We start from the raw sequence: 13,400 nt of genomic DNA on the forward strand, positions 1-13,400 counted from the left end.
GTTCAGGACCGGAAGCGCGCCAGCATGCCGCGCATGCGGTCGCGAATCAGTCTTCCGAACTCGCTCTTCGTCGCCGACACCTTACGGCGCAACGTGCTCTTGAGTCGAGCGCCCTGTGTCTCGAATGGCACGGGGCTGCCGAAATCGTAGTCCGGTTCGGGCGGCAATTGCGCGTGGTGAGGATCGGCGCGGTAGTAGCCGTGGACCACGCCGTACGTGCACAGGATCACCTGCGGGCGCGTCACGTACGCGGTCGGGAACGACAGCAGATCGGCGAGACAACGGTCGAAGTAGAACGCGGCCTTCGCGCTGAATGCCGCGCGCTCGGCGGCCGGCGCGTGGCGCGCGGCCACGTGGAACACGTGGCTCTTGCGGACATCGTGCGCGGGCCAGGTCTCGGTGGGTAGTTCGACCTTGTGCAACACGTCCTTGTACGGCTGCTCGTGCTCGAGCATCCAGCGTGCGTACGTCAGCAGGCCCGCGCGGGTGTACCAGAACAGATAGTCCGTCTCGCCCCATTCGATCTTCTGGTCGAGATATTTGCCGAGCACCTGCAGGAACACGACGTAGGACCAGCGGGTCTCGGGTTGATCGAGCCCGATCGACGCGACGTCGTCGCGTGGATGGATGACACGCTCGATGAGACTCTCGGCGAACTTGAGATACCGCCGTTCGCGCGTGATCGAATACGCATCCAGCAACGAATTGATGGAATTGCCCGCGCCGCGCCCGGGCTTGTGGAAGTCGGCATCACGACTCTTGCTCGCGAGGCCGGTCGGGCCGTCGTCGATGCAGCCGAGCATGGTGCGCGCGCCGTCGTCCATCGCGATCACCCAGTTGGCGACTTCGACAATGGCGCTGGCCGCTTCGCGGTCACCCGTCAGGTAGTAGTAGTTGACCAGGCCCGACGTGTAGTTCTGTTCGTTGCTGGGCCCGCCGCCATACGGGCCGTTGGCGTTGGAGCGGCTGTAGGTGCGATGTGTGCAGGTGGCCGCGGGTTGATAGTGATCGGTGTGCCAGAACAGGCCGCCGCTGAAGCCGGCCTTGTCCTCGTCCGTGTGATAGATGTCGATGTCGATGAGGTGCCGCGCGGCGTCGACCATCAGTTCACGCCAGCGCGCTTCGCCGGTGCGCAGGAATTGCATGCCCGCGCCGTACACGAAATCGTACTGGTTGTTGTAGTGCGAGATGAACGGTTCGCTGCCCTTGTGATTGACGGCCTCGTGGTCGGCATAGAGGTCGCCGAAATTCCGCCAGCCGTATTCATCGATGATCTCGCGTTTGGCGAGGACCGAATGGGCGCCGTCGACGAGTGTGCCGATGTAACGCAGATATTCGCCGTTGGCGTCCTGCGCGGCGGGCAGTAGATAGGCAACCGCCCGGGTCGCCGCGGATTCGCGCGGCTCGTGTGACACCGCGAGCGGCGCGTGCAACGCCGCCGGCAGCCGCGGCTCGCCGTCGCGGCCGAATTCGAGCAACACGGCATGGCGCTTCTTCTCGCCGCCCTGCAACTCGAAGCCCGCGGCGCATTCCGCCGGCAGCAGGCCGACGCTCAGGTTGCCGTCGCGAAAACGCAGCGCTTTCGGGAAGTTCTGCCAGAAACGTTCGACGCCGGCGCTGATCCAGCCCGAAGCACCCGTCAGCAGGACCGCGGGGCTGGCGCGATCGCCCTGCGCGAGCACCTGGCCGCTGGCTCCCAGCACGCGGTAACCGCGGAACGACACCGTGAGTTTGCCCTTCGCGTCGACGTGATTGATCGAGTTCCAGCGTTCTCCGCCGCTCGAATCCTGGTAGAGAACCCAGGGCGCCGCGTCCGCGCGCGACCAGTCGCCCGGCGTGGCCTGCCACGCGAGCGCCTGCGGCGGCTGCGCGGGTGTCAGCTCGATAGATAGATCCCCGATGGCGACGGAACCGGCGTCGCCCAGGTCCCACAGACCGCCAACGTGGCGCGCGGCGCGCGCATTCCAGAGCTCGCATTCGATGCGCAAGGCGCCGGAGCCGCGCACGAAGACCAGCCGCAACTTGAGCCGGGCCAGTTCATGAGCGCCCGCATCGATCGTGCCGGTGCAGACGACGGACGCGCGCAGACTGCCGCGCTCCTCGACGGTTGCGGCCGTCAGCCGCACCGCCAGCGCGGTGCCGGCGCCGCCCGCGGCGCGAATACGCATGCCCTGCGCGAGGCAGGCGGTGCCGCCGATCGCGACGGTGGCAAATACATCACCGCCCGCTTTGGGTACCTCGAACAGCGCCGCGCCGGTATCGATGCGTACGTGCGCGGCGCCTTCTTCTACACCGAGCGCCTCGACGCCCAGGGCGGCATCATGGCGCGCGGGCGCGCGCCGCAGCGACAACCGCTGCTCGGCATTCGCCTCGCTATCTACCAGCGCGTCGACGAGCAGCCACTTGACGCTGCGATCGGGCCAGCGCGCGAGCGCGGTGAACTGCGCGGCCAGGAGTTTTTCGCCGGCCAGCAGCGCCGCTTCGCCCGGCTCCGCGAGCACACCGCGCGCAAGCGGCACGCCGATGCGGACCGGTTCGTCGCGTCGAGCGACGCCGATGTTTTCGCGCGTGATGAGGGTCGCCAGATCGTTCACGAAGTCACTCCGACCCGGGCCGTGGGTTCTGCCACCGCACCCGGCTTCAACAACAGGTCCAATTGCGCGAGGTTCGCATCCCACGAATACCCGCGCTCCATGCAACGGCGCGCGTCACGGCCGATCTGCGCGGCGCGCTCCGGCCGTCCCAGCAGGCCGACGACCTCGGCCGCGAACGCGGCCGCTTCGTCGGCGACCAGGACTTCGACGCCCAGTCGCGCCCGGATGCCTTCGAGCGACTGCGACGTGCAGATTACCGCCTTGCCCATTGCCATCGCCTCCAGCACCTTGTTCTGCAGGCCGCGCGCGATCTTCAGCGGCACGACGCACAAGGCCGCGTCCGCGACGTAGCTGCGCACGTCCTCGACGAATCCGGTGACTTCGATGCCGGGCCGCTGTTTCAAACGCAACACGTCCTCGGTCGGTTTCGAACCGACGATGACGAAGCGGACGCCGGGGACCGATTGCTGGATCAGCGGCAGCACCGCATCGGCGAACCACTGCACGCCCTGCACGTTCGGCCAGTAGTCCATGACGCCGGTGAAGACCAGCGCAGGACGGTCGGCGGCCGGCACGCCGCGCGGCGAAAAGTACTCGAGGTCCACGCCGTTGGACAACGCCCGCAGGTGATCGAGGCGCGCGCCGCGCGGCATGTATTCGCGCTCCTGCGCGCTCACCAGGAACAGGTGATCGAAACGGTCCGCAATGCGGCGTTCGTAGTGCGCGAGCCGTCCCGCTTCGTACGAATAGATCCAGCTCTTCGGCGCGCTCGTGCGCTCTCCATACTGGCGCCACTTGTACGAATCGACGTCGATCAGATCCATCAGGCGCAACGCGCGTGCGAGCTTGCCGCCGCGATGCCGCGAGCGAAAAAAATATTCGGCCATCGGCGAGGAAAAACAGAAGACCGCGTCGATGTCCTGCGTGTCGAGGAACTCGTCGACGCGGCGTTGCAGTTCCGCGCTGTGGAAGTGGCGCACCGTGATCGCGCTGCCGGTGAGCACCGCGTTCAACGCCGACCAGGCCTTGCTGCGGCCGTCGATACGCGCGGTCAACACGCGCGCGCAGCGCTTCTCGAGCTCGGGCACGTAGGCGAGGTCCGCCGGATCGTCCACCGGGCAGGCGAGGAAAATCTCGTGCCGCTTCGCCAGGTGCTCGAGCACGTTGAACGTGCGGATCTTGTCACCCTTGTTAGGCGGGTACGGCAGGCGATGTGTGAGCAGCAGGATGCGCATGGATGTCAGGGTTGAAAACAGGCGCCGGGGGATGTGCACCCCCGCGCGCGGGCCGGCAAGACTAATCGATCCTAGGGCTTGTAAATCAAGCAATCACGCCGCGATTCGCGCCTTGTGTGAAGTGCGTCCACGCAGCAGATCGGCCGTGCGAAACAGGGCGCGCAGCAGCGGCTTCCTCACAAGGTGCAGGGTGTGCAACGCTGCGCCAACGGCCGCGAAATCCTGCTTGTAGTCGCGGTTCAGGCCGCGGCCCGCGAGGAAGTCGAACTGCCGCACGCCGTCGCGGCAGGCCGCCTCGATGGCAAAACCGAGATGCAACAGACCCGGCGAAAGTCCGCGCGCGTAGGCGTCGTCGAAACCGGATTGCAGGTAATACTCGGCGTCACCCGCCCGCAGGTTGAGCATCACGGAAACGCACTGTTCACCGCTGCGCAGCTCGGTCAGCCGGACGCCGCCCGCGTCCGCCCAGCCCGCGACGAGATCGGCGTGGAATCGTGCCCGCAACGCCGCGGCGTTTCCGGGTGTACCGAAGCGCTTCGCCGTGAAAGCAGCGAGCCGTTCGAGCGTCGCGGCGCGGCCTTCGGCCTGGGGCGTCGCGCAGGCGGCTCCCGGCAGCTTCTCGCGCTGGTTGACCACCTTGCGGCGCGTATTGGACGACAACTGCGCGAGAAATGCCGCGAAGGTTTCCGGCAGGCGGATACTCCAGCCCGTCATCGATTCCGCGCGGCGCACGTATGCCGTGACCGCCAAACTACCCGCGAGTTGTTCGGCCACGCTGTGTGCGCGCAGGTTGCACAACACCAGTTCGTCCCATTCACGGTTCTCGTCCAGCCAGCGATGCAGCGCGGCGCACACCGCGGCGCGCGCGTCGGTGGCCGCAATGACGTCGAGGTATTCGCCGAACACGGCGTTGTCGTCGCGCCAGGTGCTGCCGAGCAGCTCGAGCCGCCGCACCCGGATTCCCTGCTGCCGGGCGGCGTGTAGATAGAAAGGCGCGATGCCGAGCAGTTCGCCGCCGGCCGCGTGCACCGCGAGGACGCGCAACTGCGCCGCGAGCAGCGGCTCATGGTGCCGCCACCAGATGCTGATCCAGTCCCAGGACATGAACAGCGGATCCGCGCCAGAACGCGCCAGCAACGACTGCCAGGCGGCGCGGTTCGCGAGGAACTCCTCGCGGCTCACGGCGCGCACCGTCAACGCGTGCATCGACGTTTTCATCAATGGCCCGACACGAGCAACTGCGCGCGTTGCCGCAGCAGCGAGAAGGCCTGCCGGTCGGCGATCCACAGCGCCGCGGGATACAGCGACGCGCCGCAGGCGATCAGCGCGAGCAGCTGGACGACTGGCGGGAGCTGCGCCTGTGTATGTGCCCAGTACTGCAATCCCGAGACGGTCACGCCCATGATCGCGGCGGCGATCGCCGGCCCGCGCAACGCGGCGAGCACCTGTGCGTAGCGCAGGCCGATCGCGCGCAACACCAGCCGGAACGCGAAGGCGTACACCGGCGGAAACGCCACCATCCACGCCAGCGAAACACCGCGCACGCCGCCCCACCACGCACCGGCCACCAACGCGACGGTCATCACCGGCACGATGATGAGCTTGGTCTGCAACAGTACGAAGGCGCGCCCGATGCCGGTCATTGCCGGCGTCTCGACGCTGCCAATGAGGCGCAGCGGCGCGACCAACGCCATCGCCACGAGCGGGAACACCGCGGGCAGCCATTGTGCGCCGAAGATCACCGGCACCGCCGTCAACGCGACGCTGGCGATGCCCCAGAAAACCGGCAGACCAATCGCGCCGTGGGTGCGCATCGTTTCCAGCATCAGGCTGCCGGCCGCGCCACGTTCCGCGGCGAGGCTGGCGTAAGCCGGCAGCGACACGTCGTTCACCACCGTGGAAATCTTCTCGAGCGGCGTATTTGCAACCTGCTGACCGAAACTGAAATTGCCGAGCTGCGCAGCACCACTCCAGCGGCCGAGCAGGAACACGTCGACCGATGTGTACCAGCGGAACAGCAATCCGTCCGCGATGAGGATGCTGCTGGTGCGCAGGTATCGCAGCGCCGAGGCGAGCGCCACAGTCGGCGCGTGCAAACTAGGCACCGCGGCGTTGAGCATCACCGTGCGCACCAGCGCACCGGCCATCTGGCTCCACACCAGCGACCACACGCCCTCACCCATGCTCGCCAACGCGATCATCGTGACCGCCGATACCAGCGCCTGCACCGAGGAGATCACCGCGAGCGGCGCGAAGCGCATGTCGTGGATGAGCCGCGCGTGCGGCAGGATGCCGAGCGCGATGGTGACGAGGTTCACCGCGAGGACAGCAATGATCGCCGCGACTTCCGGCGTGTCTACCAGAGTCGCGATCGGCTGCGCCAATACGGCGAGCACCGCCGCGGATCCGACTCCCATCGCGAGCAGCAGACTGAACACCGAGCGCCGCTCGTCGCGCGTGGCGGGATGCTGCTGCACCAATGTCTCGAGCATGCCGCCCTCATACATCAGCGACGCATAACCGAACGCCACCGAGGCGATGGCGAACAGCCCGACCGCATGTGCATCGAGGGTGCGCAGGACGTAGACAGTCCCGATCCACGAGACGGCCTGTACCAGTACCTTCGCGAGGGTGTGCGCTCGCAGGCCCGCCCGGAATTTCTGATAGATCTCGCGCAAGCGTGCGGACTCCCGTTCCCGGCTACCGGACTACCGGCTGGGTCACAGCGGTGCGCCCGGCGTGGGTGTTAGTATCTGCCGCGGCTCTTGCCGCGCATCCGCGACCATGCCCACCCGACAGACACCCCGCAAGAGCAAACAGCACAGACTCGCGAATCTCGTGATGCGTTCGGGACTGCTCGGCGGTTTGCGCAGACTCCACGACCGGGGCCGCACGCCGGCATTGATCCTCGCCTATCACCGGATCGCGACCGTCGAAGATCCCCAGGACTATCCGCTCGATCTCGGGCTCATCAGCGCGACCCGCGACGAATTCGACGGCCAGATGCGCGCGCTGCGCGAGTTCGCGAATCCAGTATCGCTCGACACGATTGCTGATGCCGTGACTCACCACCGTACTCTGCCGGAACGGGCCGTCGCGGTCACGTTCGACGACGGCTTTCGTGACACCTTCGAAGTGGCATTCCCGGTGCTCGAACGGCACGGAATTCCCGCGACCGTTTTCGTTTCCACCGACCTCGTCGAGAGCGGCGAACCGTTCTGGTTCGAGATCACCGCACACCTGATGCTGCGGGTTGCGCCGCGCGCCGTCGTCTTCGACGAGTGTCCGGAAGGATTGCCGGCGGCCGGCGATCCGGCGGCGCGGCGCGCGGCGATCGCAACCCTGCACCGGATCCTCAAGACCTGCGCGAACACGCGCCGGCGGGTGCTGGTCGAAGAATGGCGCGCGCGGTTCGCAAGCCTGCTCGACGCGGACGCGGTCGAACTCAGCCGCCCGGTGACGAAGCAGCAGATCCTCGCGATGTCCCACGCCGGGGTCGCGTTCGGTTCGCATACGGTTTCGCATCCCAATCTCGCCCTCGCGTCCGACGACGTCATCGAGCGCGAACTGTCCGGCTCGAAGTCCTACCTCGAAGACCTGCTGGCGCGGCCCGTGCGCGCCCTTGCTTATCCCTTCGGCACTCCCGACACGTACGACGCGCGCGTGCTGAAATCCGCGCGCGCCTGCGGTTATGAACTGGCGGTCTCGTTCCGGCAGGGCGTCAACTGGTTAGGCGCGCTCGACGCGATGGAGCTCAAGCGCATCGGCATCGGCCCCGGGGTCAGTGCGGCGCAATTCCGCGTGATGCTCGCGTTGCCCGCCTGGTTGCATCCCAAACTGCGCGGCGACCACACTTGAGTTCAGGGCAGATTGCGCACCAGCCACGGCCCGACCAGGTTCGCCGTCCACAGCGGCATGCGTTGCCAGACTTTCGCCGCGAATTCGTATTTAGGATTGGACTGATTGAGCCGGGGGATCTCCGCGCCTTCCGGCAGCCAGTAATACCAGTGCAGCTGCAACGGCTGCGCGCCCCACTGCGCCTTGAACTTGTAGGTGCCGCTATCTACCGTCGAGCGGCCGAAGTCGAATGCCCTGGCGCCACGCGCCACCGACAGCTTGAGCATCTCCCAGTACATGCGCATGTTGAGCGCGCCGCGTTTTCCGGCCGGCGAACAGGCTGCCCACGGCACCTCGATCCGTTCGCCATGTCGCACGAGAATGGCCGCGGCTTCGGCCTTACCCTTCACGCGGATGACCAGCACGTCGACCACGCCCTGCAGGGCTTCGAGCGTGCGTGAGAAGAAATGCGGCGGATACACTGGCGTGCCGAGGTCGTGCATCGCGCGCGAGAACACCTGGTAGAACTCCGCCAGGAGCTCGGCGCCGCCCCAGTGGACGGTCGGTTCCTCGCGCTCCGCGCGTTTGATCTGCGAACGCAGCTTCGAGCCGAGTTGTCTGGACAACGCCGCCTCGTCGGCCGGCAGCGGCAGCACCATGGAAACCTTGTCGGTACGATCGGCCAGCGGCAGCCGTTCGAGTGGCGCGCTGTGGCGCAACTCCACGTGTTTGGCGCGCCGCTCGCGGCCGAGCGCACCGGCGGCATCGGCCAGCGCCGCGGCGATCTGCACATCGTTGGCGAGGATTCCACCGTAGGTGAAGAACGGCACGGAACTCAGGAACCGCCCGAACAGCAGGCTCGACTGCTCGACCAGCGGCAACACGCCCACGAGGTTGCCCGTGTTGTCCATCGCCGATAGATAGAAGGTTTCGAGGCCGAAGGAACGGCGGCCGATGTCCACCGCCGCCGCGCGATGATAGGCGGTTGCCTGGGGCTGACGAGCCACGAATTCATCCCACTCCGGAGGCGCGGAGGACGCGGTCGAAATCCGCACGGGTACCTAGAGACCGGCGCCGCCAGCGGCGCCCTCGCCGATCAGGTATCCGAAGCGTAGCCATACCTCGTTCGCGCGATATCCGGAGCCGCCCGAGTCGTCGCTGCGCTTCAGGTATTCGTAATCGATGTTCATCATGACCAGCCGGCCCAGCTTCCAGCGCACGCCGAACGTCGCGATCAAGTCGCGGAACTCGAGGTCGAGCGACTCGTATTTCTGCTGCGAGTAGTTGGCGCCGACGTGCGCGTTGAGGGCAGAAGTCAGATCCCGGTCCACGGAAAGGTTGAGCGTGATGCGCTTGCGATCGAACAGCGGCAGCGCATCGTAACTCTCGTCGTAGTAGCCGACGCGCAGCTGCAGGCCGGTCCGATTTCGGGAAAACCGGCCGAAGGCGGTGACGTACGCGTTTTCGAAGGGCATCGCGGTCTGCTGCACCGGTAGCGGCTCCACCGAGCCGGGCTGAGTCGCCTGCTGGTCCACGAATGAATTTCCGGCATCGGAAAAATCGTGGCCCAGTTCCAGGCCGACCGTCAGCGCCGGCGAGGCGCGCCGCGTCAGGGAGATCCTGCCGAGCCAGCTGCTGTTCTTCTGATCGTCCGTTTCGATCTCGGTGGCGCCCGCGTCGATCGAGAGGTTGGTGCGGGCCGCATCGAGCGAATAGTTCAGGAAACCTTCGTGGTTGTCGTAGTCGGCCGTTTCGGCCGCAGTGTCGTAACTGACCTGTTCGGTCGTGACGTTGACCGAAACATTCGTGGCGTCGGACAAGTCGCGGCGTACGGCCAGCGCGGCGCTGACACGCTGGTTGCCTAGTGCGCTCGTCTCGTAGTGGACATCCGAATAGCGGCCGTTCAGCAGCAGTTTGTTGCGCGAGCCCAGCGACAGGGTGAGATCCGGACCGGTCGATAGATAGTTAACGTTTTCGCGGTTGTCGGGTGTCGACGCCGCAAACTGGTTCTGCGTCACCTGGCCAAAGGTATCGGTGAGCGCCCAGCTGAACCGCTCCTCGACGATGTCGAGCGTGGCGTTGCCCACGAGACTGCCGACCAGCTCGCCGTCGTAGGTGTCGTCCAGATAGTCGAGATATTCGAAGCGTGTCGCGACATTCGCTCGCAACTTTCTCGAATCGTGATCGAGGCCGAGTTGCCCGCCCACGGTGGCAATGGTTTCGTCCTGCTCGTTCTCGGATACGCGCGTGATGTTGTCGCTGTGCCCAACGCCCACGTCGACTCCGTAAGTGAGCTCCGCTGCAGATGCTGCCGCACTCGCGAACAGTCCGGCGGCGACGGCGCTCCACGCGGCCATTAACCGTTGGCTCCCTGATTTCATCGCTCTGGTACTCCCTTCACGCGTCAGCCGTGCGTTTCGCCGTACGTACCGTCGCCGTAGTAATAACCTTCCGAGGTGCGCACGTTGCACTGGTTGAGAATGAAGCCGACCGACTTGTCCGCCGGAATGTGGCTGACCGCATCGAGCACCGCCTGTTGGGGCGTCGTGCGAGCATTAACCACGATCACCACCTGTCCAACGATGGCCGCGAGCGCGCGCGATTCACTGGTCAGCAGCAACGGCGGCGAATCGAGCAACACGATACGGTTTGGGCTGTGCGCGCCGAGACGCGCCACGGTGTTGTCCATGTGCGCGCTCGACAACAGTTCGGTCGCGATGCTGGTGCGATTGCCGGCCGGCAGCAGGCTCAGGCCCGCGATGTCGGTCGGGATGATCAGTGACTCGAGGTCGAGGGTGTCGTCCTTGAGTGCGTCGAGCAGGCCCGCTTCCTTGTCCACGCCGAAAATCCTGCTGATGTGGCGCTTGGAGACATCGGCATCCACCAGCAGCACCGTGATGTCTTTTTCGAGCGCGAGACTCAGCGCCAGATTGATGCTGGTGAAGGTCTTGCCCTCATTCGGCAACGCGCTCGCGGTCATGATGAGGTGGCCGTTCGGAATCTTTTTCGCGCCACGTCCGGAAGCGTTCAAGATCAGCGGTCTCTTGATCTGGCGGAACTGATCGGCGATCTGGCGTTCCTGGTCTTCGGGCGCGATGAAGCCGGCGCTGCGCAGCTGCGCGCGGTCAACGTGGACTGGCGCGTGTTGCGCCAGCCGGCGCAGCGGCGGCGCAGCCGGCGCAACGGGTTTCGCCGCCGCAGGCGGCACGACGCGCTCTTGAGTGACCGGCGCCCGCACGGCTTGCGCGGCATCCGCCGACTTTGCGTCGCGCGCGGACTGCTGCAATTTCTTGAGGGCCGTTTCTACGAGGCTCATGCCGTCTCCAGACTGACCATGGTCACTGCACCATGCGGATCATGGTATTGCCGAACCGCAGGATGAACAGGAAGACGACCAGCAACGCGCCCGAGGCGATCGAGTACCGGATGAGTTCGGCACGCCGGCTCGAGCGGTGTTTGTCGAGCCAGGTTTCGCTGACGACGCCCAGCACCGGCAAGTTGGTCACTTCACTGAGAAGGCGGCTACTCGTGAACACCGGCCGCAGCTGGTGCAACAACACGGCCAGCGCCGCGCCGCACGCGAGGCCGAACAACAATCCGCCGGCCAGCAGAAGCGGGCGATTCGGCGCGACCGGTTCGATCTTCGCGGCCGGCGGATCGAGCACTTCGAAACGCACGGCGTCGGTTTCTTCGGCCTGGTCACCGATCTTCGCGCGTTCGGCGCGATCGACGAACGCGGCGTAACGTTCTTTCATTCCGTCGTAGTCACGGTTGAGCCGGGTGTATTCGGCTTCGACTTCCGGCGCGGTGTCGACCAACTTCTTGAGTTCGGCGACGTTGCGCTCCCCTTCCGCGATGCGGGTGCGCAGCGCCGCGATGTCGACATCGGCGCGGTTGATCGACAACTGGATGCTCTGAACCACCGGATTGGACGATGCGCCGGCCGGCAGGCCACTGCCGCCGCGTAATGCGGCGATCTCCGCCTTGCGACGCTCCTCGAGCTGCGCGATGGTCTGGCGCAGCGCGATCACGTCCGGATGTTTGTCGGTGTACTGCAGCAGCAGGTTGTCGAGTTTCCCCTGCGCCTCCTGGATGCGCACCGCGGTCTCGCTGGTCGCGGAACCACCGCTCGCCGTCGAATGCGCGGCGGAAGTCGCTTCCCCGCGCAGTTGCCGTTCGAGTTCGCCACGGCCGGACATCGCAATCGACAAGTCCGCGCGGTTTTTTTCGATTCCCGACAATTCATTTTGCAGGCGCGAGAAGTAGTCGCCCTGCGCGCCGGGCATCAAGCCCACATTGCGCCGCTTGAACTCGGCGAGGCGCGCTTCGGCCTCGCGCAAACGCGTTTCGTATTCTTCGATCTGCTCGCGCAGGAATTTCTGGCCGACCTGCGAGCCTGATTGTTTGCCGCCGAGCACGTCTTCGACGAAGGTATTCATGAGCATTTCAACCACGCGCAGGCTCGTCGACCGGTCGCGATCGTTGTAGGTGAGCGTGAACACGAGGCCGCCCGTGCCGGCGTCGGTCGCCGTGATCTTGATTTCCTTGAGCAGTCTGTCGACCAGCGCGACCCGCGCCTGCGGGGTCTTCGCACGCAGATCGAGATCCGTCTCGCGCACCACTTTTTCGAGCGCCGGACGGCTGAGCAGGGACTGGCGCACGAAGTTGATTTGCGCACTCACGTCCTGCTGGATGGCGAGGCCGTTTACGTACTGGTTGAGCGCCGTGCGCGTATCGACGAACACACGCGCGCTCGCGCTGTATTCATCCGGCATGACGAACACGATTCCCCAGCACGTGAGACACACGGCCCACGCCGCGGCCAACGCATACCGGCGGAAACGCCAGGCGCCGCGAAAATCGTCCAGAAACCGTTTGAAGAAATCGTGCATGCGGCGAACTTAGAAACGGGACTCGGGAACGACGAGCACGTCGCCGGGTTGCAGCAGGATGTTCTGCTTCATGTCGCCCTTGTTGATGATGTCGTCTAGCTTGATCTTGATCTCGCGCTGCTTGCCTTTCTCGGTGCGCACGACCTTGGCGCGATTGCCGGCGGCGAACGGCGCGAGCCCGCCGACCGCGAGCACGGCATCGAGCGCGGTGATTCCCTGGCGGAACGGCAGCGCCGACGGCTTCGCGACCTGCCCGATGATCTTCACCTGGCTGTACGTGCTGACCGGCTGGCTCACGATCACATTGACCTGCGGCGAACGCACGTACTCGGACAACACCTTTTCCATCTCGCGCGCGAGTTGCGAGGGCGTCTTGCCCACGGCGACGATGTCTTCGACCAGCGGCGTGGAGACTTTGCCGTCGGGACGGACCGGCACCGACACCGACAATTCGGGCTGGCGCCAGACGAAAATCTGCAGCGTATCGCCCGGTCCGATGATGTAGGTCGAGTCAGCCTGGCCGGCCTCGGGAACGGCCGGCATGGGAGCGGCCTTCGCGTCTGCCGGCGCCGAGGCCTGCTCCGGCGACGGGAGCGCGTCGGCGAGCGCCACGGGCGCCGTGGTCACGACGAGGACCAATGCGATTCTGGCGAGCAGGTTCGTGTAAAAATTCATGGACTTATTGAGCACTGGCAGGCTCGGACCCGGGCGGCTTTTATGACGGGACGAAGGGTAACAGAGCGGGTCCTTCCGGGCCGTCGCTGCGACTGTGACTTGCTTCGCATTCGCTCAAGTTGGTTCAGGGTATGGCGGCCTGTAAAAATCTCCGACAGAGCCGGATT

The 13,400-nt window shown here is 65.7% G+C and carries 10 protein-coding genes; 1 reads left to right on the forward strand and 9 read right to left on the reverse strand.

Going from position 1 to position 13,400, the window contains the following annotated elements; genetic code table 11:
• Positions 1–2 precede the first annotated feature (2 nt).
• The 4 genes from WDO72_02910 to WDO72_02925 all read right to left on the reverse strand — a co-directional run bounded on the left by WDO72_02910 (position 3) and on the right by WDO72_02925 (position 6,507).
• Entirely contained in the window at positions 3–2,594 is a 2,592-nt protein-coding gene (locus WDO72_02910; GenBank protein ID MEJ0084611.1) for a hypothetical protein, read from the reverse strand.
• Positions 2,591–3,829 carry a TIGR03087 family PEP-CTERM/XrtA system glycosyltransferase gene (locus WDO72_02915; GenBank protein MEJ0084612.1) on the reverse strand — a complete coding sequence of 413 codons (1,239 nt, stop codon included), beginning with the start codon at positions 3,827–3,829 and terminating at the stop codon, positions 2,591–2,593. The genes WDO72_02910 and WDO72_02915 overlap by 4 nt, the downstream gene beginning before the upstream one ends.
• Positions 3,830–3,922: 93 nt before the next feature.
• The gene (locus WDO72_02920; GenBank protein MEJ0084613.1) at positions 3,923–5,035 is read right to left on the reverse strand and encodes a GNAT family N-acetyltransferase; all 1,113 of its coding nucleotides are present in this window, start codon (positions 5,033–5,035) and stop codon (positions 3,923–3,925) included.
• An 11-nt stretch (positions 5,036–5,046) separates the two neighbouring features.
• A complete protein-coding gene (locus WDO72_02925; GenBank protein ID MEJ0084614.1) occupies positions 5,047–6,507 on the reverse strand; it encodes an oligosaccharide flippase family protein in 1,461 nt (486 codons plus the stop codon).
• Positions 6,508–6,613: 106 nt separating this feature from the next.
• On the opposite strand from WDO72_02925, the gene WDO72_02930 reads away from it, so the two are divergent.
• Complete coding sequence (locus WDO72_02930; GenBank protein ID MEJ0084615.1) at positions 6,614–7,687, forward strand: polysaccharide deacetylase family protein; 1,074 nt, start codon at positions 6,614–6,616, stop codon at positions 7,685–7,687.
• Between the two features lie 2 nt (positions 7,688–7,689).
• On the opposite strand, the gene WDO72_02935 is transcribed toward WDO72_02930, so the two are convergent.
• The 5 genes from WDO72_02935 to WDO72_02955 are packed head-to-tail and all read right to left on the reverse strand — an operon-like array spanning position 7,690 to position 13,233.
• A complete protein-coding gene (locus WDO72_02935) occupies positions 7,690–8,721 on the reverse strand; it encodes a FemAB family XrtA/PEP-CTERM system-associated protein (GenBank protein MEJ0084616.1) in 1,032 nt (343 codons plus the stop codon).
• A gap of 6 nt (positions 8,722–8,727) precedes the next feature.
• The gene (locus WDO72_02940; protein ID MEJ0084617.1) at positions 8,728–10,023 is read right to left on the reverse strand and encodes an outer membrane beta-barrel protein; all 1,296 of its coding nucleotides are present in this window, start codon (positions 10,021–10,023) and stop codon (positions 8,728–8,730) included.
• Between the two features lie 47 nt (positions 10,024–10,070).
• On the reverse strand, positions 10,071–10,982 hold the full coding sequence (locus WDO72_02945) for an AAA family ATPase (protein MEJ0084618.1): 912 nt from the start codon (positions 10,980–10,982) through the stop codon (positions 10,071–10,073).
• A 22-nt stretch (positions 10,983–11,004) separates the two neighbouring features.
• A complete protein-coding gene (locus WDO72_02950; GenBank protein MEJ0084619.1) occupies positions 11,005–12,558 on the reverse strand; it encodes an XrtA system polysaccharide chain length determinant in 1,554 nt (517 codons plus the stop codon).
• Between the two features lie 9 nt (positions 12,559–12,567).
• Complete coding sequence (locus tag WDO72_02955) at positions 12,568–13,233, reverse strand: XrtA/PEP-CTERM system exopolysaccharide export protein (protein ID MEJ0084620.1); 666 nt, start codon at positions 13,231–13,233, stop codon at positions 12,568–12,570.
• Between the last annotated feature and the right edge of the window lie 167 nt (positions 13,234–13,400).

Source organism: Pseudomonadota bacterium (genome assembly GCA_037200975.1).
Classification (GTDB): Bacteria; Pseudomonadota; Gammaproteobacteria; order Steroidobacterales; family Steroidobacteraceae; genus CADEED01.

Excerpts from the sequence above, each read along its gene's own strand:
- WDO72_02915 (MEJ0084612.1), bottom strand. The coding sequence starts at position 3,829 with ATGCGCATCCTGCTGCTCACACATCGCCTGCCGTACCCGCCTAACAAG.
- WDO72_02920 (MEJ0084613.1), bottom strand. The coding sequence starts at position 5,035 with ATGCACGCGTTGACGGTGCGCGCCGTGAGCCGCGAGGAGTTCCTCGCG.
- WDO72_02930 (MEJ0084615.1), top strand. The coding sequence starts at position 6,614 with ATGCCCACCCGACAGACACCCCGCAAGAGCAAACAGCACAGACTCGCG.
- WDO72_02940 (MEJ0084617.1), bottom strand. The coding sequence starts at position 10,023 with ATGGCCGCGTGGAGCGCCGTCGCCGCCGGACTGTTCGCGAGTGCGGCA.
- WDO72_02945 (MEJ0084618.1), bottom strand. The coding sequence starts at position 10,982 with ATGAGCCTCGTAGAAACGGCCCTCAAGAAATTGCAGCAGTCCGCGCGC.
- WDO72_02950 (MEJ0084619.1), bottom strand. The coding sequence starts at position 12,558 with ATGCACGATTTCTTCAAACGGTTTCTGGACGATTTTCGCGGCGCCTGG.
- WDO72_02955 (MEJ0084620.1), bottom strand. The coding sequence starts at position 13,233 with ATGAATTTTTACACGAACCTGCTCGCCAGAATCGCATTGGTCCTCGTC.